At 65.2% G+C, this 26,434-nt stretch carries 31 protein-coding genes; 21 read left to right on the plus strand and 10 right to left on the minus strand.

Annotation, left to right across the window (positions count from 1 at the left end; translation table 11 throughout):
- Nucleotides 1-123: 123 nt before the first annotated feature.
- From cbiG to NED97_RS05905, 16 genes are all read left to right on the plus strand, one after another.
- A complete protein-coding gene (gene cbiG, locus NED97_RS05830; protein WP_252489779.1) occupies nt 124-1,122 on the plus strand; it encodes a cobalt-precorrin 5A hydrolase in 999 nt (332 codons plus the stop codon).
- Complete coding sequence (locus NED97_RS05835; protein WP_252489780.1) at nt 1,119-2,015, plus strand: precorrin-3B C(17)-methyltransferase; 897 nt, start codon at nt 1,119-1,121, stop codon at nt 2,013-2,015. Before cbiG ends, NED97_RS05835 begins: the two co-directional genes overlap by 4 nt.
- A 12-nt stretch (nt 2,016-2,027) precedes the next feature.
- On the plus strand, nt 2,028-3,032 hold the full coding sequence (cobJ, locus tag NED97_RS05840; protein ID WP_252489781.1) for a precorrin-3B C(17)-methyltransferase: 1,005 nt from the start codon (nt 2,028-2,030) through the stop codon (nt 3,030-3,032).
- 2 nt (nt 3,033-3,034) lie between these two features.
- Complete coding sequence (locus NED97_RS05845) at nt 3,035-3,301, plus strand: ferredoxin (RefSeq protein ID WP_252489782.1); 267 nt, start codon at nt 3,035-3,037, stop codon at nt 3,299-3,301.
- Entirely contained in the window at nt 3,298-4,017 is a 720-nt protein-coding gene (locus NED97_RS05850; RefSeq protein ID WP_252489783.1) for a cobalamin biosynthesis protein, read from the plus strand. The genes NED97_RS05845 and NED97_RS05850 overlap by 4 nt, the downstream gene beginning before the upstream one ends.
- A gap of 32 nt (nt 4,018-4,049) precedes the next feature.
- The gene (locus NED97_RS05855) at nt 4,050-5,288 is read left to right on the plus strand and encodes a CbiX/SirB N-terminal domain-containing protein (RefSeq protein ID WP_252489784.1); all 1,239 of its coding nucleotides are present in this window, start codon (nt 4,050-4,052) and stop codon (nt 5,286-5,288) included.
- 56 nt (nt 5,289-5,344) lie between these two features.
- Nucleotides 5,345-5,716, plus strand: coding sequence for a DUF3209 family protein (locus tag NED97_RS05860; RefSeq protein WP_252489785.1), 372 nt, complete (start codon nt 5,345-5,347; stop codon nt 5,714-5,716).
- Nucleotides 5,717-5,718: 2 nt separating this feature from the next.
- A complete protein-coding gene (locus NED97_RS05865; RefSeq protein WP_252489786.1) occupies nt 5,719-6,999 on the plus strand; it encodes an outer membrane protein assembly factor BamB family protein in 1,281 nt (426 codons plus the stop codon).
- Between the two features lie 128 nt (nt 7,000-7,127).
- Nucleotides 7,128-8,159 carry a hypothetical protein gene (locus NED97_RS05870; protein ID WP_252489787.1) on the plus strand — a complete coding sequence of 344 codons (1,032 nt, stop codon included), beginning with the start codon at nt 7,128-7,130 and terminating at the stop codon, nt 8,157-8,159.
- A 2-nt stretch (nt 8,160-8,161) separates the two neighbouring features.
- Complete coding sequence (locus NED97_RS05875; protein WP_252489788.1) at nt 8,162-8,629, plus strand: hypothetical protein; 468 nt, start codon at nt 8,162-8,164, stop codon at nt 8,627-8,629.
- A 45-nt stretch (nt 8,630-8,674) separates the two neighbouring features.
- Nucleotides 8,675-9,373 carry a hypothetical protein gene (locus NED97_RS05880; protein ID WP_252489789.1) on the plus strand — a complete coding sequence of 233 codons (699 nt, stop codon included), beginning with the start codon at nt 8,675-8,677 and terminating at the stop codon, nt 9,371-9,373.
- A 42-nt stretch (nt 9,374-9,415) separates the two neighbouring features.
- Nucleotides 9,416-10,219, plus strand: coding sequence for a peroxisomal biogenesis factor 3 (locus tag NED97_RS05885; RefSeq protein ID WP_252489790.1), 804 nt, complete (start codon nt 9,416-9,418; stop codon nt 10,217-10,219).
- Between the two features lie 108 nt (nt 10,220-10,327).
- Nucleotides 10,328-10,807, plus strand: coding sequence for a hypothetical protein (locus NED97_RS05890; protein WP_252489791.1), 480 nt, complete (start codon nt 10,328-10,330; stop codon nt 10,805-10,807).
- 67 nt (nt 10,808-10,874) lie between these two features.
- Nucleotides 10,875-11,303 (plus strand): universal stress protein, encoded by a 429-nt coding sequence (locus NED97_RS05895; RefSeq protein WP_252489792.1) that lies wholly within the window; start codon nt 10,875-10,877, stop codon nt 11,301-11,303.
- A 36-nt stretch (nt 11,304-11,339) separates the two neighbouring features.
- Nucleotides 11,340-12,422 carry a D-xylose 1-dehydrogenase Gfo6 gene (gfo6, locus tag NED97_RS05900; RefSeq protein WP_252489793.1) on the plus strand — a complete coding sequence of 361 codons (1,083 nt, stop codon included), beginning with the start codon at nt 11,340-11,342 and terminating at the stop codon, nt 12,420-12,422.
- Nucleotides 12,423-13,064: 642 nt separating this feature from the next.
- Entirely contained in the window at nt 13,065-13,934 is an 870-nt protein-coding gene (locus tag NED97_RS05905) for an amidohydrolase family protein (protein ID WP_252489794.1), read from the plus strand.
- Nucleotides 13,935-14,196: 262 nt separating this feature from the next.
- Here the strand turns inward: NED97_RS05905 and NED97_RS05910 are convergent, their stop codons facing one another.
- On the minus strand, nt 14,197-14,964 hold the full coding sequence (locus tag NED97_RS05910) for an IclR family transcriptional regulator (protein WP_252489795.1): 768 nt from the start codon (nt 14,962-14,964) through the stop codon (nt 14,197-14,199).
- A 118-nt stretch (nt 14,965-15,082) separates the two neighbouring features.
- A complete protein-coding gene (locus tag NED97_RS05915; RefSeq protein ID WP_252489796.1) occupies nt 15,083-15,547 on the minus strand; it encodes a VOC family protein in 465 nt (154 codons plus the stop codon).
- A gap of 118 nt (nt 15,548-15,665) precedes the next feature.
- On the opposite strand from NED97_RS05915, the gene NED97_RS05920 reads away from it, so the two are divergent.
- From NED97_RS05920 to NED97_RS05930, 3 genes are all read left to right on the plus strand, one after another.
- A complete protein-coding gene (locus NED97_RS05920; RefSeq protein WP_252489797.1) occupies nt 15,666-15,986 on the plus strand; it encodes an EthD family reductase in 321 nt (106 codons plus the stop codon).
- Nucleotides 15,983-17,680, plus strand: a complete 1,698-nt coding sequence (locus NED97_RS05925) for a thiamine pyrophosphate-binding protein (protein ID WP_252489798.1) — start codon at nt 15,983-15,985, stop codon at nt 17,678-17,680. Before NED97_RS05920 ends, NED97_RS05925 begins: the two co-directional genes overlap by 4 nt.
- 80 nt (nt 17,681-17,760) lie before the next feature.
- Nucleotides 17,761-18,729 (plus strand): NAD-dependent epimerase/dehydratase family protein, encoded by a 969-nt coding sequence (locus NED97_RS05930; RefSeq protein ID WP_252489799.1) that lies wholly within the window; start codon nt 17,761-17,763, stop codon nt 18,727-18,729.
- A gap of 24 nt (nt 18,730-18,753) precedes the next feature.
- On the opposite strand, the gene NED97_RS05935 is transcribed toward NED97_RS05930, so the two are convergent.
- Nucleotides 18,754-18,957 carry a hypothetical protein gene (locus tag NED97_RS05935; RefSeq protein ID WP_252489800.1) on the minus strand — a complete coding sequence of 68 codons (204 nt, stop codon included), beginning with the start codon at nt 18,955-18,957 and terminating at the stop codon, nt 18,754-18,756.
- Between the two features lie 103 nt (nt 18,958-19,060).
- Between NED97_RS05935 and NED97_RS05940 the strand changes: the two genes are divergently transcribed.
- Together NED97_RS05940 and NED97_RS05945 are read left to right on the plus strand one after the other, a co-directional pair.
- Nucleotides 19,061-20,335, plus strand: a complete 1,275-nt coding sequence (locus NED97_RS05940; RefSeq protein WP_252489801.1) for a M24 family metallopeptidase — start codon at nt 19,061-19,063, stop codon at nt 20,333-20,335.
- A gap of 449 nt (nt 20,336-20,784) precedes the next feature.
- Nucleotides 20,785-21,837: an LLM class flavin-dependent oxidoreductase gene (locus tag NED97_RS05945; protein WP_252489802.1), complete on the plus strand. Its 1,053-nt coding sequence runs from the start codon at nt 20,785-20,787 to the stop codon at nt 21,835-21,837.
- A gap of 27 nt (nt 21,838-21,864) precedes the next feature.
- On the opposite strand, the gene NED97_RS05950 is transcribed toward NED97_RS05945, so the two are convergent.
- From NED97_RS05950 to paaA, 7 genes are all read right to left on the minus strand, one after another.
- Nucleotides 21,865-22,293 (minus strand): PaaI family thioesterase, encoded by a 429-nt coding sequence (locus NED97_RS05950; RefSeq protein ID WP_252489803.1) that lies wholly within the window; start codon nt 22,291-22,293, stop codon nt 21,865-21,867.
- Nucleotides 22,294-22,359: 66 nt separating this feature from the next.
- A complete protein-coding gene (gene paaK, locus NED97_RS05955; RefSeq protein ID WP_252489804.1) occupies nt 22,360-23,643 on the minus strand; it encodes a phenylacetate--CoA ligase PaaK in 1,284 nt (427 codons plus the stop codon).
- An 88-nt stretch (nt 23,644-23,731) separates the two neighbouring features.
- Nucleotides 23,732-23,899, minus strand: coding sequence for a 1,2-phenylacetyl-CoA epoxidase subunit PaaE (gene paaE, locus NED97_RS05960; RefSeq protein WP_252489805.1), 168 nt, complete (start codon nt 23,897-23,899; stop codon nt 23,732-23,734).
- The gene (gene paaD, locus NED97_RS05965) at nt 23,896-24,315 is read right to left on the minus strand and encodes a 1,2-phenylacetyl-CoA epoxidase subunit PaaD (protein ID WP_252489806.1); all 420 of its coding nucleotides are present in this window, start codon (nt 24,313-24,315) and stop codon (nt 23,896-23,898) included. The genes paaE and paaD overlap by 4 nt, the downstream gene beginning before the upstream one ends.
- Nucleotides 24,312-25,172, minus strand: a complete 861-nt coding sequence (gene paaC / locus NED97_RS05970; protein WP_252489807.1) for a 1,2-phenylacetyl-CoA epoxidase subunit PaaC — start codon at nt 25,170-25,172, stop codon at nt 24,312-24,314. The genes paaD and paaC overlap by 4 nt, the downstream gene beginning before the upstream one ends.
- Entirely contained in the window at nt 25,172-25,489 is a 318-nt protein-coding gene (gene paaB / locus NED97_RS05975) for a 1,2-phenylacetyl-CoA epoxidase subunit PaaB (protein ID WP_252489808.1), read from the minus strand. The genes paaC and paaB overlap by 1 nt, the downstream gene beginning before the upstream one ends.
- A gap of 2 nt (nt 25,490-25,491) precedes the next feature.
- Nucleotides 25,492-26,433 (minus strand): 1,2-phenylacetyl-CoA epoxidase subunit PaaA, encoded by a 942-nt coding sequence (paaA, locus tag NED97_RS05980; RefSeq protein ID WP_252489809.1) that lies wholly within the window; start codon nt 26,431-26,433, stop codon nt 25,492-25,494.
- Nucleotide 26,434 lies beyond the last annotated feature (1 nt).

Raw genomic sequence — 26,434 nt, forward strand, 5'->3', positions numbered from 1 at the left:
TACGGTCCTTGCATCGCCTCACCGGATCGACCGAGGCAGCCCCTTTCAGTCCCACCCGGTCGGTGGACTGATCGGGTCGATAGAACGTGGACAGGACGATTTCGCTACGAGAGAGGTTTCACAATGAGTTCAGGCAGCAAGAACGCGGACGGGACGGACGACTCGAGCACAGATTCGGACGGCGGACACTGCTCCACGCCGGATTCGGACGGCGAGGTGGCCGAAGAGATCGCGATCGTCTCCTTCGGACGGAAGATGGACACCGCCGAGGAGATCAAAGCGGAGATCGGCGATCGCTACGAGGCGATCGAGATCCTCGAGTACCACGGCGACGTCTTCGAGGAGCACTGGGGCGAGTACGACTGCTTCATCGGTCTGATGGCCTCGGGAATCGCGATGCGCAAGACGGCCCACCTGCTCGACGACAAGTGGGACGATCCCGCGATCTGCGTGGTCGACGAGGAACTGACGTGGGCCATCCCGATCACGGGCGGTCACCACGGTGCGAACCAGGTCGCACAGGACCTGGCGACGATGGGTGCCGTGCCGGCGATGACGACCGCCTCCGAGGCCGCGGGCAAGCAGGGCGTCGAGTCCCGAGCGAAGGCGATGGACACCCACGTCGTCAACGGCGACTCGACCGTGAAGACGAACCTCGCCGTCCTCGACGACAACCTCGGTCCCGTCGCCCGTCTCGACGGACCGCGTGCGGTGCTCGTCGGCGACGACGTAACCGTTCTCAAACGCAACAAGGACGACGGCATCGTGCTCGGAACGGGCAGCGTCTCCGGGGCGAGCAAGGAGTCGTTCCTCGCCGCCTGGGAGGAAGCGCTCGAGGAGACGGAGTACGACTTCGACGACGTCGAGTTCGTCGGTACCGCGACCCGGAAGGAAGAGGAGGAGGGACTGCTTGAGGCAGCCCGGGAACTCGACCTCGGCGTCGTCGCCTTCGACAAGGAGACCCTGCTCGCACACGAGGGGCCGACGCCCTCGAAGTCCAAGGAGTTGATCGGCTGGCCGGGCGTCTCCGAGGCCTCCGCCATCGCCGGCGGAGCCGAGCGGGAGCTGGTGCTCGAAAAGATCGGGTACGAGAACGAGGTTACGGTGGCGATCGGTCGATGAGTTCCGACGCCGAACCTGCGGAGACGAGTGCGAACGCCGACCCGACGACCGGGGGCACTCCCGACGATCACGGGACCCTCTACGTCGTCGGCATCGGCCCCGGTCTGCCGGATCACATGACGGTGAAGGCCAAACGAGTTATCGAGTCCGCCGACGTCGTCATCGCCTCGAGTCTCTATCAGACGTTCCTCCGGGACGACGGCACGCTCCCCTCCGAGGAACGGACCGACGACGAGGGTATCGCCACCCGCGAGGACGGCTTCGAACAGGAGATCGTTCGCTCAACGATGGGACGCCAGATCGAACTCGCTCAAGCGGCGTTCGACTTCGTCCGCGAGGGGAAAGACGTCGCCCACGTCTCCGGCGGCGACCCGTCGGTGTACGGTAAGTCCGACCTCGTCTTCAAAATGGCCGAGGAGGAGGACGCAACGGATGTGCCGATCGAGATCGTTCCCGGCCTAACCGCAGCACTCGGCGGGTCAGCGAACGTCGGCGCGCCGCTGTGTAACGACTTCTGTACGATCTCGCTGTCGGACAAGTGGCGCGGCTGGGACGAGATCGAGGAGAAGCTGCGCGCGGCGGCGATCTCGGACTTCGTGATCGTCCTCTACAACTGCTGGCGCAACTACGAGCAGGCGGTCGAGATCGTCCGCGAGGAGCGGACCGACGACGCCCGCGTGGCGATCGTCAACGACGCCGGCCGCGCCGACGCCGGCCGGAACGGCGAGAGCGAGTTCATCACCACGCTCGGCGAGGCCGCCGACCACGACGACAGGGTGTCGGGGATGGGTACCTCGCTCATCATCGGCAACCACGAGACCGAGACCTGGAGCAACGACGACCGAACGTACCTCGTCACCCCCCGCGGCGGGCGTGACGTCGACGACTTCTAACGAGCCACAACCATGAGTACGGATACCAATGCAGACACGGACGCCGAATCGAGTTCGAAGTGCGGCGCATCGACGAGCGAAACCGAAACCGAACCTGAGACCGGGACGAACGCCTCCTCGGGATCGAAGTGCGGGGCCTCGAGTTCGTCGTCTTCCGGTTCCAAGTGCGGCGCGTCGAACTCCGACGACGAGAGCGACTCCCACGAGCAGGAGGTCGGCGCGACCGTCGCCGACTTCGACGCCGAGCCGGGACAGCTGACCGCCGTCGGGCTCGGTCCCGGCCACCCGGAGGGGATGACCGAGCGCGCCAAGACGGCGCTGCTCGAGGCCGACCACATCGTCGGCTACACGACGTACATCGAGCTGATTCCCGACGAGATCACCGAGCAGGCCGACGAGATCTACGACACGCCGATGTGCGGCGAGGTCTCCCGCACCGAGGAGTCGATCGACCGCACGCTCGCGGGCAACGACGTCGCCATCGTCGGCAGCGGCGATCCCAACGTCTACGCGCTGGCCGGCCTCGCACTGGAGATCCTCGAGTCCAAGGGCGCGACCGCGTCGATGGTCGAGTTCGACGTCGTGCCGGGCGTCCCGGCCGCCCAGTCCTGCGCGGCGCGGCTGGGCGCGCCGCTGGTCAACGACACCGTCTCGGTTTCGCTGTCGGATCACCTCGTCCCGATGCCCGAGATCGAGTCGCGGCTCCACTCCGTCGCGAGCGAGAACTTCACGATCACGGTCTACAACCCGTGGAGCCGCAAGCGCCGGGAGAACTTCCAGAAGTGTTGTGAGATCCTGCTGACTCACCGCGACGCCGACACGCCGGTCGGCATCGTCCACGGCGCCGGCCGCGAGGACGAACAGGTGATGATCACCGAACTCGGCGAACTCGAGGAACTCGGCGAGAGCGAGATAATCGACATGACGACGACGATCGTCGTCGGCACCGAGGACACCTACGTCTGGGACGACCGGATGGTCACGCCGCGGGGCTACGAGACGAAGTACGACTACTGATCATGCCGGCCTACCGGATCACCATCGAGAAGGACGCCTGCGACGGCATCTTCGCCTGCCTGACCCGCGACCCGCGGTTCGTCGAGGGAGAGGACGGCCTCGCGACGATCGACCCCGACGCGGACCCCGTCTACGACTGCGAGGGCGACGTTACGGATACCGAACAGCAGGTCGTCGCGACGTTCGACGACGACCGCATCGACGAGGCGAAGCAGGCCGCCGCGGCCTGTCCGACGGACGCGATTATCGTCGAAGAGGTGGACGAATGAGCGAAGCTAACCCCTCGCTCGAGATCGAGGTTCCCGCGGATCCGCTCGGGGGCCACCCTGCGAGCGCGTACCTCTGGGGTCACGTCGCCGGCAGCGGCGACGTCGGCGATACCGGTATCGAGGTCGTTACCAACGACGAGACCTCCGCACAGGTGCTGGCGGCCGTCGCAGGCGGCGACGTCGAGCACGACACGAGCAGTCGCGACTACGCCCACGACACCTCGATCACCCGGACGGAGGACGAGTACACGCTCTCGATCGGCGGTGACGAAAGCGAGGGCGGTGAGAGCGATGGAAACGGCGCTACGGGGCTGCTCGGCCGCAGCAGTGCCCTCGGCCTCCCCGTCGACGGCCGCGGCAACTACCGCTTCGGAGCCTTCTCGAGCCACGACCGAGAACTGCTTCGGGGGCTACTCGAGGGCTGTGGCACGATCTGCTTCAAGTCCAAGAGCGGCACCGTCGGCATCTCGTTCGTCCACGACGACCGGGACCTGCTCGAGCTAACCCGGGAGCTGATCGCCGACTGTCCGGTAGACGCACCCCTCGGCGAGCTTTCCGAGACCTCCTCCGGCGGCTACTGGTTCGGCGTCGACGACGACGCCGCACCCGCCTTCGGAACGTGGCTCTACGAGAACTGCGAGGAGACCGGCTGCTTCGCCCCGAGCCGCCGCCGAAAGCTCGAGCGAAGCCTCGAGCAGGCGGAGTCGTACGACTAGCGCACCACACCACGCGAATCGAGGACCCACCAATGCATCACACGACCGACGCCGACTCCGGGACCGACGCGCTCGCGGCCTTCGACGACGAGGCCGTTCTGCTGATCGGCCACGGCTCCAGGCGCGAGAAGTCGAACGAACAGGTGCGGGAACTGGCCGCCGACCTCGAGTCCCGGCTCGGGGTTCCGGTCGACGCCGCGTTCCTCGAACTCGCCGAGCCGTCGATCGACGAGGCGTTCGCCGAACTGGCGACGCTCGTCTCCCGGGTAACGGTCGTCCACTGCTCGCTGTTCGCCGCGAGCCACGTCAAGAACGACGTCCCGCTGGCAATCGAGCGGGGTCGCGCCGCGTACGATCTCGAGATCGATAACGGCGCACACCTCGGGATCCATCCGGCGATCCTCGACCTGCTGGACGACCGGGCGGCCGCGGTCGAGCGAGAACTCGGCGTCGACCGCGAGCGCGACGACGTCGCCGTCGTCGTCTGCGGCCGGGGCTCGAGCGATCCGGACGCCAACGGCGACGTGCACAAGCTGGCCCGATTACTTTACGAGGGTCGCGAGTTCGACCGGGTCGAGGCGTCGTTCGTCGGCGTCACGGAACCGACGCTCGAGGACACCCTCCACGGGCTCTCGAAGCACCGCCCGGAGGCCGTCGTCGTCCTCCCGTACATGCTCGGCGACGGCGTCCTCACCCAGCGGATCCGGGACTGGACGGCCGACTTCGACGACGAGTATCCCTACGCCGACGCGCTGGCCGGGGACCCGCTCGGCACGGACTCGCGGCTGCTCGACGTCTTCGCCGATCGCTGGCAGGAAGCGCGGACGGAAAGCGTCGAGATGTCCTGTGACACGTGCAAGTACAAGGTCGACCTCGAGGGCTACGAGGAGGACGTCGGCGGCGCGCGAGCCATGCTCCGCGCGCTGGCTCACCGGGATGCACACGCCGACCGCGAGGCAGTCGACGACGAGCCCCACAGCCACGACGCGCCGGGAAAGCACGTTTCGGTCTGTACGAACCGGACCTGCGCCGACACGGGTTCTCCCGCGGTGCTCGAGCGACTCCGTCAGGAGGCTCGCGACTCCGACCACTGCGACGCGCGCATCACGCGCTCGTCGTGTCTCGGGCGCTGCGGCGACGGGCCGATGGTCGCCGTCTACCCCGACGGCGTCTGGTACGGCGATGTCGGCGCGGACGACGCCGAGCGAATCGTCGCCGACCACCTCGACAGGGACCGCGTCGTCAGCGACCTCGTCGATCAGATCCTGTAGCGTAGTACCGTGCGGCAACCGACCGATCACCATCCGACCAACGACAACGAATCACTATGAGCTGTCACGAGATAGAAGCGGTACGACTCGGACTGATGAACGTCCTCGGCGTCGGGGACCGGAGCACCCGCGAACACGCGGAGAAGGAACTCGAGGGACACCTCGAGGGGCCGATCGAAGGCCTCGCCGAGGCCGAGAGTCTCTCCGGGATCGAACGCCACCTGGACGCCGCGCTGGTCGATCTCGAGGAGGAGGTCGCGGCGATGGACGCGGACGACCCCGAGTACGATTACACGCGAGGGCGTCTCCTCGAGGTACGAAACGCCGAACGGGCGATCCAGCGCCTGCGCGTCCAGGGCGAGAGCGTCGTCGACGGACTCGGCGAGTCCCACGACGCGCTCCACGAGACGTTCCCCGTAGAGGAGTAAGTATGGCAGAGGCAGACACCAAGCACGAACGGGATGCAGCGTTTCGACGGCACCCCCTCGGCGAAATCGAGAGCGCCCGCAGCCGACACATGTGGACTCGGTCGGCCGTCCACGCGACCGACGACGCCGTCGTCACCGGCCAGTGGAACGGGTCGGTAACGTCGTTCGATGCCAACTCGCTCGAGCCTCGGTGGTCCGTCGAGCATCCGGATCACCCGGTCGGGATCGCGACGATCGGAAACGGCGATGACGGAAGCGAGGACACGGTGGTCGTCGCCGGACGCGGCGAGACGGGATCGATCGCGGCTCTCGACTTCGAGACGGGCGAGACCCGCTGGCGCTACGAGGCGGCCGAAGACGTCGGAACTCCGGTCAAGGACTCCGTCTTCTACCTGCCCTACGTCGTCGCGCTCGAGACCGACGGTGGAGCGGACGACGACCGACTGTACGCGGCGGCCCGCCGCTACGAGCGCGACGGTGAAACGCGGCGGTGGTACAGCACGGTCCTCGCGTTCGACGCGGACGGGACGGTCCGCTGGCGCTACGAGACGGACGCCTCACCCATCGCACTCGACCTGAGCGACGACGGCGAACGGCTGGCGGTCGGCTACAACCGCTGTATGGGCGAGCACGACAACGGACTGGTCGTTCTCGAGGCCGACACCGGAGACCTCGCGTGGACCTGGGACCCCGGAACCGAAGGCGACCGCCGCGTCGGCGACGTCTCGTTCGACGGCGACTCGATCGCGGTCTCGAGTCACGGCGACAAGCGGGGCTACCTGCTCGGACCCGGCGGCGCCGAGCGGTGGGCCGTCGATCTGGCAGTCAAGACCGAGATCGACGGCGAGACGCTGTACGCCTACCCGAACCACGCGTACGCGAACGATGGGCGGGTCGTGTTCGTCACGGGGAACACCTACGCCGAAGGGAGCCGCGAGACGGAGAGCCGGCATCCGAACGAGCACCGGATCGCCGCCTTCGACGACGGCGGTGACGTTCTCTGGGACGCAGCAGCAGAGGGGTTCGTCCACGAACTCGCGACCGACGGTGCGACGGTCGTCGCTCCCTGCGCGCAGAACTTCCGGGTGCGGAACCCCGACGCGCACGCGATCCGCTGGTTCGACCTCGAGGACGGAACCGTCGGACGGAAACGGCTCGAGGGGATCGCCACCGGTGCGTCGGTCGACGGCGGGACGGTCGCGGCGATCGAGGAACCCGTCGCGTATCACGACGGAGACGTGACACACGGCGAGTACGCGGTCGTCCTCGGATGCCCCGAGTAGCCGACCTCGAGTTCTGACGGATCGACGTTCCGGTAGTTCTCGATTCTTGAATTAGTGGACTGCTGTTGAACGGTCGCATACGCAAGGCAAACCACCACAACGGACACTCTCGTGTGTTCTGTCGAATAATGACTGGGAGGCGAGAACCTGGCGGATCGGAAGAACGTTCGGATCCCGCATCGGTCGGATCTGGTTCAGGTCCGCTACGAACGGACGAGGACGAGACTCGAGAGGAACGCCGGATACTGACGGACGGAGGAGAGGTACAGGAAGAAGTCGAAGACAGCGAAGAAGCCGAGGAGGAACCAGACGAAGAAGCCGAAACGGAGGACGAAGAGACTGAAGAGGACGAGGAATCCGAGGAGGAACCAGACGAGACAGACGAGGAGGCCGAAGAGGACGAGGAAGCTGAAGCTGAAGACGAGGAAGCCGAAGAGGACGAGGAAGCCGAAGCTGAAGACGAAGACGAGGAAGCCGAAGCTGAAGACGAAGACGAGGAAGCCGAAGCTGAAGCTGAAGACGAGGAAGCTGAAGAGGGGGAAGAAACCAGCGAGCACGTCGAGGACGCGGAAGACGTCTACGAGGGCGACGACACCTCGAACGTGTTGCACCTCGACCTCGACGGGCTCTTCCTCGATCTGCTCGGCCTCGAGGTCAACCTGAATCCGGTCACGCTCGACGTGTCGGCTCGACCGGGCGAGGGAAATCTGGTCGGAAACCTGCTGTCGGCAGTCACCGGACTGCTCGACGGCTCGCAGGCGCTTCTGGGCGGCGTCAAGTCGCTGCTCGAGAAGCCCAAGGAGGCGATCAGTTCGGTGCTGGGCAAGTCCAAGGAAGCGCTTACGTCTCTGGTGAGCAAGCCCCGCGAGTTCGTCAGCGAACTGCTCGGTGGCGACGAGGGTGAGGAAGAGGAAGCCGAGGACGAAGGAGACGAAAGCGAGGAGGACGGCGAGGGCCGGATCGCCTCCGGACTCGGTTCGGCAAAGGACCGAATCGCCTCCGCGCTCGGCTCGATGAAGGAGAGCCTCCGCGGACTCCTCCCGAGCTTACCCGTCGAGGAGTTCGTCGCGACGGTGGTCCGGGAAATCCTCCAGGCACTGATCGAACAGCTTGAGCCGGACGAAGAGACTCCCGAAGAAACGTCGCAGTCTGAAGCATAACAATGAGTGAAGAATCTAAATCCCTGACACAGCAGATCGACTACGAAAAGATCACCGAGAACCTCGAACTCGAGGAACTCATCGAGGGGACCCAGTGGGAGGGCGAGATCGACGAGGACGAGCCACTCGGCGAGACCCTCGGCGGACTGATCGGCGCGGTCATCGGCCGAAAGATCGGTGAAAGTCTCGGGAAAACTATCGGCGGACTCGTCGTCGAGGAGCTGCTCAGTCCCGGCAAGGACGAAGACGAGGAAGACGAAAGCGAGGGTGAGGACGAGGCGGAAGCTGAGGACGAGGACGAAGAAGACGAAAGCGAAGATGAGGAAGCGGAGGGCGACGACGGAGCCGACGAGTCCGAGAGCGAGGAGTCGGACTCGGACGAGAGCGACGACGAAGCCGACGGGGCGGACGACGAATCCGAAAGCGAGAACTCCGTAGAGGACGAAGACGAGGACGAGGGTGGAGACTAGCCATGCAACCGAGTTCTCTCGTACGACCGGCTCGAGGTGGAGCCGATGAGTGAGGACTCCGGACTGAAAGAAATGGTCACCGACGAGGTCACCGAACAGGTCGACGTCGCGGATCTGCTCGGCGACGGCAGTCTCAAGGACAATCTCGACGGCGGCGACGTCGGTGCGGCCGTCGGTCGCAAGTTCGGCGAGCAATTCGGACGCGAGATCGGCGCCCAGATCGGCGGAGAGATTCAGGCAACGCTCAAACAGGGTATCGAGGAGGGCAAGAACCTCCGCGAAATCCTCTCGGAACTCGTGTCGGCGATTCGGACGGCGATCACCGAGGCGATCAGCAGCGTCGTCGGCGAGGACGCCCTCTCGTCGGTGGCCGGCAGCCTCACCGACGGCGAATCGGAAGAAGCCGAGGAAGCCGAAGATGAGGAAGCCGAGGAGGAGGACGAAACCGAGGCCGAAGACGAGCAGGAGACCGAAGCCGAGGAAGAAGACGAAGCGGCCGACTCCGCGGAGGAACCCGACGAGCCGTCCGTCGAGGAACTCGAGGATCTCCGACGCGGGACGCTCGAGGACTTCCTGGGCGTAATGTCGTACCAGGACCTGCAGTCGGTCGCCAAGGACGTCGGCGTCAAAGCGAACCTCAGCCGCGAGGAAATGACCGAACAGATCATCGAGACGGTTGCGGACGAGAAGGGCGACGAGTCCGACGGGGACGACGGAAACGAGGCGGAAGCCGAGTCGGCGTAACCCTCTCGACTACTCCGACCACCACCGAAACGGTATCGAACCATGACCGAACAACTCCACGACCGAATCACGGAACTCCTGGACGCAGCTAGCACCGAAAGCGGCTCGCTAGCGGTTCCGGACGAAAACGACGGCGATGACCGCGAACTTCTCAAACTCGCCGACGAGGCGGCCGACATCATCGAGTCGACCGACCCCGGCGAACTGCTCGAGGCGGTCGGCCTCGGAACGCTTTCTGACGGGACCGAGCCCGAGACGCTCCCGGAGGCGATCACCAAGGGCGAACCGGAGCACGTCGAGGAGCTCCAGCGACTGGTACGCCTCGCGAGGCTCACAGATCGGTCGGAGGAGGACGAACTCGAGGACGTGATCGACGAACTTCGAGAGACGACAACTGAGGAGGACGAGACGATGACGGAGGATACCGACGACGAAACCGACGAGACCGACGAGGCCGAACGGGACTCGACGAGCGATGACGAAGCCGGCGGTGAGGCGGGCGAGGATGCGACCGGCGAACTCGAGGACCGCCTTCGGTCGGCGATGAGTTCGTCGTTCGAGGAGTTCGGCGACGAGATCGAATCGATGAAAGACCGGCTCGAGGAGGCGACCGCCTCGGACGACGAGAGCGACGCCGGCGAACACGACGAGGAAGAGGAGGACGGAGAAGGCGAGACCGGGGAAGGAGACGACGATGACGGCGGACTCCTCGGATCCGGCGACGGAGGTGGACTCGGCGGCTCGAGCGGCTCGTCTCGCCACTCGACGATGGCGCCGCCGCCCTCCGAACGGGCGGATATGCGGGCGGTGAAGCGACACTCGACGATGCCGAAGAAGAACGAGTAGTCGCGGCGACCCGGAATCGGATCAGGGCCGCCCCGATCGGCGGTCCGCGTTCAATTTGCAGGCTGGGGCACGCTGAAGCCTTATTCGGGCAGCCGTGGACGGGTCCGTATGCTGACCCACGTGAGCGAAACGCAGGTGCGAGAGTGGCTGGACGACACGGCGATCAGTACCGTAACTCGTCACAGTGACGAGGAGACCGCGTTCAACTTCCAGGTCGAACTCTCACAGCTCCCGGTACACGTTATCAAAGAAACCGAGTTCGGGCCGGTCCGGATCGTCGGCCGGAGCGGATTCGACACTGACGCAGCCAGAACCCTGCTCCGGGACGACCAGCGCCGCAGCGAACTGCTCCAGTACGTCGGACCGATGCTCGCCGCGACGCCGGGGTTCTACACGTTTCTCGACGAGGAGGAGACGTCCTGCGAACTGCGGGACGCGGAGACGATTCAGGTCGAGTACCGCATCTATCCGGACGGAGCGAGCCAGCAGACACTGATGGACGGTATTATGTCGATCGCAACGAGTATGCGGTATATCCAGAACGTCATCGCAGCGGTGTCGGCTCGAGATCCGGTCACCGACGAGTGACGACTCGGTCGGCCCAGTAGCAACGACTGGGTGTAACTCTTTGCTGGGGTGGCCCGTAGGTCCGCGTATGTACGACTCGCTTCTCGTCGCGACGGACGGCAGCGACGCCGCGGTGCTGGCCACAGAGCATGCGATCGGTCTCGCGGAACGGCTCGACGCAACCCTCGAGGGAATCGCCGTCGTCGAGACGCGGACGGCCTACGACAACCACATCGTCGATCCGGACGAGACCGAACGGCGGCTTCGAGAGCGCGCCGAGGCGTCGCTGGCCCGACTCGAGGAGGCGGTCGACGACGCCGGGATCCCCGTCGAGACGGTTCTCCGCGCCGGCGTTCCACACGAGGAGATCGTCGCCTACGCGGACGAACGCGACGTCGACGCCATCGTCGTCGGTTCTCGAGGCCGTTCGGGGTTCAAGCGCGCGCTGCTCGGCAGTACGGTCGACGGGGTCACCAGACTCGCGACGCGGCCGGTGCTGGTCGTCGGGGACGGGTGAGAGGTTTTATTTCTTCTCCGAGTCCTCTTTCGACAGATGCACGACTGGATCGACACCTACGAGGAGCGGGACTGGCAGACCACGGAGGACGGAACCGTCCGCTACGCACTGATCGGACTCGGCTGGTGGACGGTCGACGTCGCTATCCCGGCCATCGAATCTTCGGACCTCGGCAAGGTTTCGGTGCTGGTGAGCAGTTCGACCGAGAAGGCAGCGGATATCGCCGAGGAGAACGGGGTCGAGCACGGGATCAGCTACGATCAGTTCCACGGCGGGGAGGCCAGCGACGCCTACGACGCCGTCTACATCGGCACCCCGAACGCGTTCCACCTCGAGTACGCCGAGACGGCCGCGGAACTGGGGAAGGCAGTCCTCTGTGAGAAGCCGATGGAGGCGACGGTCGACCGCGCCGAGCAGATGGTCGAGACCTGCGAGGACGAGAACGTCCCCCTGATGGTCGCCTATCGAATGCAGACGGAACCGGCCGTTCGGCGAGCGCGGGAGCTCGTCGAATCGGGCTTCATCGGCGACCCCGTCAGCGTCTACGGCGCCAACAGTCAGCCGCTACTCGAGATGATCCCCGACCACGATCAGTGGCGGCTCGATCCGGATATCACGGGGTACGGGACGTCGGTGATGGACCTCGGAATCTACTCGATCAACACCGCTCGATACCTGCTCCGGCGGGATCCGGTCACCGTCCACTCGCAGATGACCTCACACCACGAGGCGTTCGACGACGTGCCGGACGAACGGGCGTCGTCGACGCTGCTGTTCGAGGACGACGTCCACATGATCTCGACTGCGAGCCAGCGCGCCCACGAGGATACGCACCTGAAGGTCACCGGGACCGAGGGAACGATCGAACTCGATCCGGCGTTTCACGGCGAGGCCGCGCTGCGACTCTCCCGCGGAGAGCTCTCCGTCGACGTCGAACACGGGACGTTCGACGCGGAGCAGGAAGTACGGGAAGTGTTCGACTACTTCGCGGACCGCGTACTCACGGACGGTGAAATCTATCCCGACGGTCGGCACGGACTCGTCGACATGCGGGTCATCGAGGCGATCCACCGGGCTGCCGACGAGGGTGAGCCGGTCGACCTCTATAGTACCGACTGAAACGGTTTCCACACCGATCGCACGGACCGCGGTTCTCGCCCGTCGGACTCCGAACCGCGCTCCCGTCGTGCGATCGGGTGTGCACTGACGTTCAGTGGCTACTACAGCTGTCCTGTCGGCCACTTCTGCGACTTTCGACCAGTTCGAGTCCCCGCTCGAGGAGTCAATCGATCGCCTGCGACCGTCGCAGTTGACCTGACTCGATCGACGAACATCTCGAAAGACGAGTGACTAGCATCGGCTGGAATAGATGTACCAACCGTATACACTAGTCTGAATACGTATGTGTGGGTGATCTGTAGATCTCTCCTGTCGGTTCTTCCCTTTTCGAGACGGGTAATTCTCGCATCTATCGACCGCTGATTGTTGACAGACTTGTCCACTGAGTCCCTTTGAGGGCGCCCACTCCGCACCTTTCGGAAAAATTGCGGTGTATCAATGTTCCGCCGTTTGCGCCGTTCGAGCGGACTGTCAGTTAATCGTTCGACCAAGTCTGTTGCTTCACTACCTATTTGATATCTTTTGCTTCCGGATACGTATCGGAGTTCTGATTAATATCTGATCGGTACTGTTCGTCCGTCTCGGAGCATCGGCAAACTATTGTAAGAAAAATACATATGGAACCGCGGTCTCGAGAACTGTATGGGTTCTCCACCGGTGCTCGACGAACCGCGGGCGATCGATACGCACGCGCATCAGCCGACCAGCGAATTCCTCCACGACGCCGGCGGGCAGATGATGGAGGACGCCGCCGACCGGTTCGGCGCCGACCTCGAGACCGACACCTACGAGAACATGATCGCGGAGTATCTCGAGGCCGGCGTCGGACGGGCCGTGCTGCTCGGCTGGGACGCCGAGACGAATACCGGCAATCCGCCGGTTCCGAACGACTACGTCGCCGACGTTCGCGACGAGTACGCGGATTTCTTCGTCGGGTTCGGCTCCGTCGATCCGCTCAAAGAGGACTGCGTTGAGGAGGCGATTCGCTGCGTCGAGGACCTCGACCTCAGCGGATTCAAGTTCCAGCAGATCGCACAGGGGTTCGATCCGTCCGACCCCGAACACGAGGAGCTCTGGGCGACGATCGAGGACCTCGGCGTTCCGGTCGTGTTCCACGGCGGGAACTCGACGCTCGGCGCGTGCTCGCCCGGCGGCCGCGGCCTGAAGATCAAGTACGGTAATCCGATGCTGATCGACGACGTGGCTGCCGAGTACCCCGACCTGCAGATCCTCATCGCCCATCCCGCCTATCCCTGGGAGAAAGAACAGCTCGCCATCTGCCAGCAGAAGGGGAACGTCTACATGGACCTCTCTGGGTGGATGCCTCGGTATATCGACGATCAGGTGCTCCACTACGCGAAGTCGCTCCTCTCGGACAAGGTGATGTTCGGCACCGATTACCCGATGCTCGAGCCAGGGCCGTGGCTCGAGCAGTTCGCCGAACTGGGCTTCGACGAGGAGATTCAACGCAAAATCCTCTGGGAGAACGCGGAGGAGTTCCTCGACCTGTAAGGCCTCCCTCACAGACCGTACGCGTTCCGTACCGTTCCCTCTCCGTTCGAGCCACGGGAACGATGATTGAGCGAGAATTTCGACGGAGTATCGGTCGCATACGCGTAACCGTTCCCAATACATTACAGAGGTATGTTTGTAATACTGATCGAGAGAAGTCGATAATCTCGCGCGGAAGGCGATTCAGCCGCCGATTACGCGAATTTCGAGTGTTCGAATAACACGAACAGATACTCGTCTCGTTGTAGCCCGATCGCGACAGCTACGAGTGAGCGAGGTTGATCTCGACCTCGTTAGTCGCGCCCAGCAGCAGCGTCGGAAGTTCCTCGGCCAACGCCGTCTCGCGCAATCGGTTGGCCGGTCCCGCGACGCTGATCGCTCCGATCGCCGTTCCCGACTGGTTTCTGATCGGCGCGCCGACGGCGTGCACGCCGCGGACCGACTCCTCGCGGTTGAACGCGTATCCTCTCTCGCGAATCTCCTCGAGTTGTTCGTTCAGTTCGTCGCGGTCGGTGATCGTCTGGGACGTCTTCGCGGCGAGTCCGTGCTCGGCCACGACCTCGTCGACCCGCTCGTCAGGGAGATGAGCGAGGATAGCCTTGCCGGCGGCGAACTGGTGAAGCGGCGTTCGCTTTCCGATCCGGGCGTGCGTCTTCACGGAGTGGCGGCCCTCGGCGCCGTAGATGTGGACGCCCATCCCGTGCTCCTCGATGACGCACCAGACCTTCTCGTCGGTTTCGGCGGCGAGTTCGTCCACCTTGGGTTTGACGACGTCGAACAGCGGATGGCGGTTACGCACGTGAATTCCGTAATCCAGAAACCACGTGCTGATTCGGTAGCTGTTCCCCTCCTGGAGCAGGAGCCCGCGCGCCTCGAGGGTCTTCACGTGCCGGTGAACCGTGCTCTTCGCGAGTCCGAGTTCGTCGGCGATTTCGGTGATCCCGGCGCCGTCCCGGCGCTTGAGAACGTCGACAATCTCGAAGGCCGTATCGACGGTTTCGACCGGTCTGTGTCTCGAGTCGTTTGCCATATCCTCACAGAGAGAGCGAACTGGCAAAAACGTTGTTCCCGCTGTTCGAACGAGACTCGACTTCGTTCGCACACTTCGAACGATGAGGCAGGAGTTTCGGCGTTTTAGCCGAATCTCGTTAGAGCGGATTACCGTCTACGAACAGTCGAGTTCCCGCCGCCCGCGTCTGAGCGTAGCCGTCCTCGTACTCCATCAGCTGGAACAGCGCGCCGGTCGGATTGCTCGGGGGAAGAAACGCCTCTTTCCAGTGGTCGAACTCGACGCGATCGACGACGGAGACCTCCTGCGCCTCCAGTGCGTCGATAGCGGCGTCGAGGTCGGCGACCTCGAGCGTAACGTGGTGGAGGCCGGGTCCGTTTCGCTCGAGGAAGTCGGTCAGAAAGGAGTCGGCACCCGCCGGTGCGATGAGTTCGAGTCGAGAGGCGCCGCCCAGGACGTACGTCGCCCAGGTGAACGTTCCGTACTCGCCGCGTTCCTCGTGGATCTTCTCGCAGCCGAGCGCGAACAGCAGTCCCTCGGCGTCCTCGATCGACTCGACGGCGATACCCACGTGATCGACCCGGATCGCTGGCATCTCGGTCATAGTTCCTGGGCCGTGCGCATCGACCATAGGCATTTGGAACGCGCAAACACGAGCCGCGGTAAACGGCAACAGGGTGCACCGACAGAACAAAGTCGGGGGAGGTCAACAGTGCAGTCGTATGATAAAAATGGTCCAGACTCTCGTCCGGGAGGACGAGTACGGCCACGAGGAGTTCGTCGACTGGTGGCGGGGAGACCACGCGGAACTCGCACGCGAACTTCCGGGACTGCAGCGCTACAGCACATCCGTCCCGACGAACCCCGACGCTGCCGAGTACGACGGCGTCCTCGAACTCTCCTTCGAGAGCGCGGCGGCGCTCGACGAGGCCTTCGAATCCGAGGTCGGGCGGGAGGTCCGGGCCGACGCGTCCGACTACGTCGACTTCGGCGCCGGGTCGCGGATGATCGTCGAAGAAACGGTTCACGTCGACGAGGGATGACGACGACGGCCGCTGCACTCGTCGATACCCTCGAGGAACTCGGCGTCGAGTACGTCTTCGGGTATCCCGGCGGGCGCGTGATCGAGTTGCTCGAGCACCTCCCGGAGTCGGAGGTGGACCTCGTTCGCCCGCGCGACGAGCGCGAGGCGAGCGTCATGGCGGAAATGCACGGTCGACTCACCGGCACGCCCGGGGTGCTCGCCGGCCAGGGGCCGTGGATCGGTAGCCTGGGGATGATCGGCCAGATGGAGGCTCGACTCTCCTCGTCGCCGATGGTCGTGCTCACGGAGGCCTCGGAGCGCGGCGAGTACTCGACGCTGGCACCGTACCAGCAGGCTCGAGGCGACTACGGCGGGTTCAGCCTGCCGAGCATCTTAGACGGCGTGACCAAGGAGTGGTGGTTCCCGCGCACGCCGATCGAAACCGTCCGATCGACACAGCTGGCCTTCAAACACGCCGTCGCCGACCGTCCCGGCCCGACCGCGATCATCCTGGACGGCGACGCGATCACCGCCGACGTTCCCGACGATCCGACGCCGCCCGCCTGGGACGCGCGCGAACAGACCCGGACCTGGGACGCCGCGCCGACGGCCGCGGACGTCGCGAAAGCGGTCGAGGCGCTCGAGGCCGCCGACCGGCCGGTGATCGTCGCGGGCAACGGCGTCCACGCCGCGCAGGCCTACGACCAGCTCACGGCAGTGGCCGACGCCTACGACTGCGCCGTCGTCACCTCGTACCTCGGCAAATCGACGTACCCCGAGACCGACGACCGCGCCGCGGGAGTCGTGGGTTCGTTCGGCCACGAGGGCGCGAACCGGGTCGTCAGCGAGGCCGACGCGCTGCTGGTCGTCGGCTGCCGGCTGAACCCGATGGACACCAACTGGCAGGCCCCCGACTTCATCCGTCCCGACGAGCAGACGATCGTCCACGCCGATATCGACACCCGCAACGCCGGTTGGGTCTACCCCGCGGACGTGGGACTGATCGGCGACGCGACGGAGAGCCTCGAGGCGCTCGCCGAGACCGGCGGCGCCTCGAACGAGTGGGCGCTCGAGCGCGCGGCGGAGGCTCGAGAGTGGTTCACAGCTCCCGACTGCGAGAGCGACGCGTCGCCGATCAAGCCCCAGCGCGCGGCGAAAGAGATCGAAGCGGTCGTCGACGACGAGACCATCGTCACCGCCGACTCCGGGAACAACCGGTTCTGGCTGCTGTACTACCTCCGGACGCCGGCCGTCCGCACCTACTTCGGGAGCGGCGGCGTCGGCGGGATGGGGTGGGCGAACCCGGCCGCGGTGTCGGCGGCGCTGACGACGGGCAAGGACGTGATCGCGGTCGCCGGCGACGGCGGCTTCGCGATGACGATGAACAGCGTTGAAACGGCGGTCGAGTACGGCGTCGCGCCGACGTTCGTCGTGCTCAACGACACCAGCCTCGGGATGGTCCGTCAGATGCAACACGAGGACGGCGATATCGCCGGCGTCGAGTTCCACGACACCGACTTCGTGAAGGTCGCCGAGGCGTTCGGCGCGGTCGGGACGCGCGTGACCGCGCCCGACGAGTTCGCCGACGCGCTCGCGGAGGGGAAGGCCGCTGACACTCCACACGTCATCGACGTCCGGATCGACCGCGAGGAGGACATGGCCGAGTCGCTCGCCTCCTCGTTCTACGAGTCGGTCGGGGGGCTCCACGAGTGACGACGACACCCGACGACCGCCCACGCGGACGATCCGAACGATCACAACCTATACGTGACTGATCCGCACACTACTCAGACATGAACGACGACAACGCGACCGTACTGGTAACCGGCGGAACCGGCTTCATCGGTTCCTACGTGGTACAGGATCTGCTCGAGCACGGCCACGACGTCGTGGCCTACGACCTCTCGACGGACACCAAAATTCTCGAGAACCTCGGCGTCACCGACGACGTCGAGGTGCGACGGGGCGACGTTTCCGAGTCGACCGACGTCATTCGTGCGGTCAAGGAGACGGACTCGACGCATATCATCCACCTCGCGGCGCTGCTGACGACGACCGCCCGGGAGAACCCGCGTGCGGCGGCCGACGTGAACGTCATGGGCACGAACAACGTCTTCGAGGCGGCCCGCACGCTCGACGACCAGGTCGAGCGCGTCGCGTGGGCCTCCTCGGCGGCGGCGTACGCGCCGCCGCACAACTACGACGCGGAGTGGGTCGACGAGGACGAACTCGTCTATCCCGATACGCTGTACGGCGCGACCAAGGAGTACAACGAACACCAGGCCCGGGTCTACCACGAGGACTACGGACTGGACCACGTCGCGCTCCGGCCGACGGTCGCCTACGGCCCGTACCGCGAGACCGGAGGCTCGGCCTTCCTCGCGAACATCATCGAAAAGCCCGCGCTCGGCGAGCCCTACAGCGTCGAGTACGGCGACCAGGAGATCGACTGGCAACACGTCGAGGACATCGCCCAGGCGTTCCGGAAGGCGGCCTTTACGCCGTCGTCGGCGCTGACCCAGCGCGTCTACAACGTCCGCGGCGTGCTGGCGACGGTTCGAGAGGCCGCCGAGGCCGTCGAATCCGTCATGCCCGACGCCGACATCGACGTCTCAGACGAGGGTGAACTCCCCTGGACCCAGAACCTCGACATGACGAAGGCCCAGGAGGACCTCGGCTACGAACCCGAGTACGACCTCGAATCCGGCTTCCGGAAGTACATCAACGTACTGCGCGAGGAGGAGGGGCTCGAGCCCGTCTGAACCCCGAAAACCGTCGCCCGATTCTCAGTCGGGCGCGTCGACCGGCCCGTCCTTCCGCTCGAGAATCCGGTGGATCTCGTCTCCCTCGAGGAGATCGATCAGGTCTTCGTCGCCGTTCCGGTAGGCCTCGAGTTCCGTCTCGCTCAGGTACTGTTCGATCTCGTCGTCCTCGAGGAGCGACTCGAGGGTGTCGTCGATGTCTTCCGGATCGTATCCTGGTACTGGCACGCGGTACCGTACGACGCAGAGAACCATATACGATGGCCATGGACGCGGACCGTCGCTCGCCGACAGCGGTACGATTTAGTAGGTTCCCCTGATACGCCAGCACATGACGTTCCACGAGCGCGATTACATGGAGGGCACGCTCGGCACGCAGGCCGTCGACTGGGAGGAGCGAATCAACACCCGGCGGCTGCGGACCGAGCGCAAGGAAAAGGCGCTCTCTCGACTCCGGGATACCGATCTCGGCGCGATGTTGCTCGTCTCGGATCCGAACATCCGGTACGTGACGGGGCTTGCGATGACCGGCGGCAGCGGCGCGGACCACTACACGCTGCTGACCGAGAACGGCGATATCGTCCACTGGGACACCGCCGACCACGCGAGCAACCAGCGGGCGAACTGTCCCTGGCTTCACGACATCCGGTACGCCTGCCCGGGCCTCGGGAACGTGCCGCGGGCCTCGGGCAGCGCGTCGGCGCGGCAGTTCCTGCTGTCGACGATGGCCGAGACCGTCCACGAGGCGATGGAGGAGTACGGCGTCGCCGACGAGAAACTGGGGATCGACGTCGGCAATCAGGGGCTTCTCGAGGCCTTTGCGGACCGCAGCGTCGAGGTCGATCCCGAGACGGCCCAGTCGGTGATGGAGGACGCCCGCAAGACCAAGACCGAAGACGAGATCGAGTGCCTGCGGCAGGTCGCCGCGATCTGCGAGGCCGGCTTCCAGACGATCAAAGACGCCGCGAAGCCGGGGATGCGAGAGAACGAGGTGTGGGGCGAGGCCGTCAACGAACTGTGGCGCCACGGTGCCTTCGTCGGCGGCGGCTACCTCACCTCGGGGCCGAACACCTGGCCGAAACACCAGGCCAACACGACCGACCGGATGATCCGCCCGAACGACCTCGTCTACGCCGACTTCTACAACATCGGCTACCTCGGCTACCGGTCGTGTTATTACCGCACCTTCTCGATGGGCGAACCGACGGATGAACAGCGGGAGGCCTACGAGACCGCGCGAGACAACCTCTACGACGTGCTCGAGCGGATCGAACCCGGCGCGACGACCGACGAGATCGCGCAGGGCTTTCCCGATATGGAAGGCGAGCACGCCGACTACTACGACGCGGACGAACACTGGCAGCTGACGACGAACCACTGGGCGCACGGGCTGGGACTCCAGCTGTACGAGGTGCCGCTGATCTGGCGGGGACTCTCGCCGGAGCACCCCATCGAGATCGAGGAGGGGATGACGATGGCCGTCGAGACCCAGGAACCTGCGGGTCGGCAGGGCGTCCGCGTCGAGGAGATGGTCGTCGTCCGCGAGAACGGCGTCGAGATCCTGAGCGAGTGGCCCGTCGAGGAGATCACCGTTATCGATCACTGACCGCTCGAGTCCACAGGAGGATTCTGCCGGTCGCTATGACTCGATCGTCGTGGAAGAGGAAGCAGTGATTGTGCCTTACCGACACGGAACCATTGAAAACACCTGACACCGTCCAGTCGAGGGACTCGTTGCGCGCTCCCTTCGGTCGCGTGCTTACGTCGTCCTCTTCCCGGACGGTGCCAGCCCCTTTCATTCCCACCCGCGGTGGCCTGCCCGATCAGCCGATACGGGCGGGAATGAAAGGGGCTGCCGCGGTGGACGAACCCGGCCGACGTAAGCACCGCAGGACGAAGTCCGAGGCGCGCAGCGAGTCCTGGGAGTCCACCGTAGCAGGGGCTTTCGTGGTGTTTCCAACGATGGTAGTACAACAGAACAGATATCAACTTATGCTAAAGCTGGCTAATAGCTGGTTCGCCAACCATTAAGCCGATTCCGCGTGTACCGGGAGTATGAAACTCGGGACTGGTCTGTTCACCGCCCAGCGGCGGCCCGGCGACGACCGCGAGCCGAGCGACCTGTACGACGAGATTCTGACGCTGACCCGCGAGATCGAGGACGCGGGCCTGGACAGCGCGTGGGTCTCCGAACATCACTTCGAAGCAGACGGCTACCTCTCCGGGACGATGCCCGCGCTGGGGGCGATGGCCGCCGAGAGCGACGACCTCGAGATCGGGAGCTGCGTCGCCCTCGGCCCGCTGTACGACCCGATCCGGCTCGCCGAGGACGCGGCGACGGTCGACCTGCTCTCGGACGGCCGACTCACCCTCGGACTCGCCATCGGCTCGAACCCGCGGGAGTTCGACGTCTTCGGCGTCCCGCGCGAGGAGCGCGCCGAGCGTCTCACGGATCTCGTCCCGTTCCTCCGCGGCGCCTGGAGCGAGGGCCCCCTCGAGTACGACTCCGAATTCCACGACGTGCCGGCGGACGTCTCAATCACCCCGAAGCCGACCGACGGGAACGTGCCGGTCATGCTCGGCGGCGCGGCCAAACCCGCGGTCCGCCGAGCGGCGCGAACTGCGGACGGCTGGTGCGCCCCCTCGGCGCTGTCACTCGAGGGCGTCAGGAAACGGGTCGAGGACATTCACCGGGTCCGCGAGGAAGAGGGCCTCGAGGACGTTGACGAGAATCCGTCGTCAGCCCGTGAGACCTCGTCTCACGATGACTTTACGATCTACGTTCTCCAGCACGGCTGGGTCGGCGACTCCCGCGAGGATGCCTGGGAGGCGATGCGCGACGGCTACTTCTACCTCCAGCGCCGGTACGCGGAGATCTTCTCCGGCGAATCGGTGGACGAACTCGAGGACGAACGCAAGCGGGAGCTGAAAGAGCAGGCGATCTTCGGCACGCCCGACCAGGTCGTCGACGAACTCGAGACCTACCGCGAGGCCCTCGGCGACGACGTGCACTTCATCCTCCGGACGTACTACCCCGGCGTCGACGCTGACGAGACGGTCGACTGCGTCCACCGGCTCGGCGACGAGGTTGCGCCCGAACTCCGGTAACTCGAGCTAAATTCCGACAGAACGATTCTATCCCGTCTTGTACACGCCGCGGGCGTCCGCGATCAGCGTTCCGACGGCGTCGCCGTCTCCACGGGACTCCGTCGGAGTCTCGCCGTCGTCCGCGGCGTAGACCTCGACGTCGACGGTCCCGACGTCGCTGCCACAGCGCACGACGTCGGCCTCCGCGTAGAGGTCGCCCGTTCCGGCCGACAGGTAGTCGATCCGCATGTCGATCGTCGGGACCGGTTGATCCACCAGCGAGACCAGCGCCGCGCCGCCGACGGTGTCCGCCAGCGTGAACGTGACGCCGCCGTGGGCCATCAGCTGATCCTCGTTCCACGAGAGGTCCTCGGTCATCTCGAGGCGACCCTCGGCGTGACCGTCGGCACACTCGGTGACCTCGATTCCCAGCAGGGACGCGAAGGGCATCCCCTCGAAGAACGCTTCGGTGTCCATGCAACACGGTGACGCACGAACGGTAATAAAAGTAGCAGGTGGGTCGTGATTCCCGTCGCGAGCGCGTCAGCGATGATCGTAGACGCGTTTGACCTTCCCCACTTCCGTCCGTTCGATCGTCCCGTACTCGACCAACTCGAGCGCGTCGGGCCGGAACGACAGCGCGTTCTGCAACCGCTCGAGGACCGCCTCGCGAAGTCCCTCGCGGTCGCCGTCGAACGCCTCCGTCAGTTCGACCGTCAACTCGAGCGTATCCATCTCGCCCTCGCGGAAGAGGTCCACGCGGTAGTAGGGGGCAACCGCGTCGAACTCGAGAACGACGTCCTCGATCTGGCTGGGGTACAAATTCACGCCGCGAACGATGAGCAGGTCGTCGGCGCGGCCCGTGACGCTGTCCATCCGAACCATCGTCCGGCCGCAGGCACACTCCTCGTACGTGAGCGTCGTGAGGTCTCCCGTCCGGTAGCGCAGGACCGGCAGGGCTTCCTTCGAGAGCGACGTCAGGACGAGTTCGCCCTCCTCGCCCTCCGGGAGCGGCTCGCCGGTCTGCGGATCGACGATTTCGGGGTAGAAGTGATCCTCCCAGATGTGCATCCCGTCCTGGGCTTCGTGACACTCGACGGCGACGCCGGGACCGATCAGTTCGGAGAGTCCGTAGTTTTCGATTCCGGTCGCGTCGAGTCGCTCCTCGATCTCCTCGCGCATCGGCTCCGTGCAGGGTTCGGCGCCGTAGAGCACCGTCGAGACCGGCAACCCGCGAGGATCGACGCCCATCTCTTCGGCCGTCTCGGCGAAGTAGAGGGCGTACGACGGCGTACACCCGATGGCGTCGCTCTCGAGGTCGCGTGCGAGATCAACCTGTCGCTGGGTGTTGCCGCTGCCCGACGGGATCACCGTCGCGCCGAGCGCTTCGGCGCCGCCGTGAAAGCCGAGTCCGCCCGTAAAGAGGCCGTAGCCGTAGGCGTTCTGAAAGGTATCGCCCGATTCGATCCCCGCCGCAGCCATCGAGCGAGCCATCACGTCGCGCCATAGCTCGAGATCGCTCTCGGTGTAGCCGACGATCTTGGGTTTCCCCGTGGTCCCGGAGGACGCGTGAACGCGCCGGATCTCGTCGTCGTCGACGGCGAAGAGGCCGTCGGGGTACTCGGCGCGGAAGTCCTCCTTCGTCGTGAACGGTAGTTTCTCGACGTCGTCAATGCTCTCGATATCTTCCGGCGAGACGCCAGCGTCGTCCAACCGCTGTCGGTAGAGCTCGACGTTCTCGTAGGCGTGCTCGACGGTATCGCGGAGCCGTTCGGACTGCAGCTCCCGCAGTTCGTCGCGAGATGCACGTTCGATACTCTCCACCATGGGTTCGTACTCGTATACACGGAACAGAGTGTCAAAGCTCTTGGTCCATTCGTCACTCTCACGGAAGATAGTCGGTCGACGGACCGTCCTACTCGAACTTCTCGAACGGCTGCTCGCAGGCGTTACAGTAGTGCATCGACCGGCAGAGCGACGGCCCCTTCGGGTGCTCGCGGACGGTGTTGGTCGACTCGCAGTAGGGGCACTCCGCGCCCGCCGCGTCGCCGCTGGTCGTCACGCTGGGATCGGGTTTTCTCATATGCTTAGCCCGAACTCCCGCAGATCCTCCTTCCCCGGTTCGGTCACCATCTCGACGGTCCACTCCGGACTCCAGACGAGTCGCAGTTCCGCGTCCTCGACGCCCTCGACCGCGGCGGCCGCCTCCTCGACCTGGTCCGTGAGCATGTCTCGAGCCGGACAGCCCGAGTAGGTGAGCGTCATGTCGACGGTCGCGACGCCGTCCTCGACGCTGACGCCGTAGATCAGCCCCAGGTCGACGATGCTGATCGGCATCTCGGGGTCCTCGATCTCGTAGAGGGCGTCCCACACGTCGGTCTCGAGGCCGGTCGCGTCCTCGCCGGTCGCGGGAAGGTCGTCGGCACCCTCACCCTCGCGGTAGTCGGTGTACGCGCAGGGCGCGGCGTCGGTCTCGGAGTCCGGAGTGTTGCTGCTCATTCTGGTTTGTCCATGATTTTGGTCGTCTCGCTGCGCCCGAGTTCGCGGTAGGTGCGGGTAAACTCGTCGTAGAGGTCGAACCACGCGTCGGTGTGCGAGCCGTCCCGTCCGCGCTCCTCGGGGAGCATCTCCTCGGTGATCTCGAACGTCTCGTCGTCCACCTGCGCGTCGACCGGCAGTTCGAGGTCGAGCGATTCGAGGTAGGGAACGACGTTCGAGAGCCACTCCTCGCCCAGCTCCTCGAGGGTCGCGTCGCGAAGCCCGAGGTCGACGATATCGGCCTCGACGTTCGGATCGACCGGCTCGAAGATAGTGAGTGCGTACGGGAACAGCCGGTCGAGCGCGTCCTGCAGGCGCTCGTGGCCCTCGTCGCCGTCGGCGAGCCGTTCCAGCCAGCTCTGGGCGTGCTCTAAGTGGTACCCCTCCTCGCTCCGGATCTTGCCGACGCGGTCGGCAATCTTCGGGTACGTCGACTCCTCGAGCGCCTCGAGGCGAAGCTTTTCGGCGACGTCGTAGAGGTACGACCGAAGGATCGGGTCGGCCCAGTCACCGTCCTCGAACGGGAGTTCGACGAGCGTGCTGTGGCGGAAGTCCGCAGGGTCGCGCTCGTACACCAGATCCTGCTCCTCGAAGCCGAGGTCCCCCAGGACGTCGTACCACAGGCGAGCGTGACCGAGTTCGTCCTGGGCATTGTTCGCCAGCGCGAGGTCGGACTCGAGGCTGGGTGCCCGGACCTGCCACTCGGTGTACCGTTCGGCCAGCACGAACTCGTCGTCGCCCAGCCGCTTCAGCAGGGTCTCGAGGGCGTCGCGTTCGCGCCCGTCGAGTTCGTCGGGATTCTCGAGGGACGCCGCCATCAGTCGTCACCCCGCTGTCTCTCGGCGGTGGCCTGCTCGCCTTCGGATTCGACGACTTCGCGTGCGTCCTCGCCGGTGGTGTTGTACGCGGTCGCCCACCGGTAAGCCTTGTCGGTCGTCCCGCCGAAGGCGACGTCGTCCGCGTCGATCTCGCCGATTTCATCCCTGGGGACGACCCAGAGGCTGTTGGTCGGCTTACGGCGGCCGTGCTGTACGGCCGCGAACTGCTTCGCCATCTCGCGGTCCGGCGCGTGGACGTTTCCACAGTGGGCGTGGTAGCCTCCGGTTTTCTCCTGCCGGAACACTTCCCAGATCATGGTCAGTCGGCCGCCTGCGGCGCGTGGCCGCCGGCGGCTACGGTGTCGCTCTCGATCGTGTCACGAACCCACTGCACCGCCTCCTGTGCGGCCTTCCGGCCGTTGATCTGCTCGAGACCCGGCTCGTAGTCGTTCTTCGCGATCGTGAAGAACTCGTCCCAGTCGAGGTCGTCCTCCTCGACCTCGTAAGTGCCGTCGTCTCGCTCGCGAATGCGCGGCTCGTCGGGGATCTCGAGGCCGTACTTCCGCGCTTTCGGAATGTACTGATCGAGGAAGGCGTTGCGCAGCGCGTCGTTGGACTGCTGTTTCAGCCCGACCGAGGCCGCGAAGTCGTGGTGCGTGCTCTTGTCGTCGGTCGGCCCGAAGAACTGGATGATGCGGGGCCACCACTCCTCGAAGGCCTCCTGGGTCATCTGCTGTTCCTTGCGCGAGCCCGTCATAAGCTCTTTGAGGATGTCCTCGCCGTGTTTGACGTGGAACCCCTCCTCGAAGCAGACCTTGTCCATCGCGTGGGCGTAGGGCTCCCAGCTGGTCCGTCGGAGCGTCGCCTGCCGGCGCATCGCAGCCCCGTCGACGAAGAAGGCGATCATCGGCGTCTCGACCCAGTCGTTCATCTCGTAGTGGAAACAGTTGAGGAACTTCCCGTCGCCGTTGGCGAGGTCGCCTAACATCTCTTCGCGGGTCTTGACTCCGAGCGACTCCGCCGCCCGGTAGAGCAACTGGCCGTGCCCGATCTCGTCCTGTACTTTCGCCGAGAACGCCAGCTTTCGGTCGATGCTCGGCGACTGCCGGATGAACGGTCGCTCGAGATACGCACCCATGATCTCGCTGTTCGCGTGGAACTCGATCATCCGAGTCGCCGCCTTCCGGTACTCCTCCGGAAGGTCGTCCGCGGGGCTGAACTCCCGCGGCCCCGCGCGTTCTTTGACTGTGTCCAGGTCCATG

The sequence above is a fragment of the Natronococcus sp. CG52 genome (genome assembly GCF_023913515.1).
GTDB classification, from domain to species: domain Archaea; phylum Halobacteriota; class Halobacteria; order Halobacteriales; family Natrialbaceae; genus Natronococcus; species Natronococcus zhouii.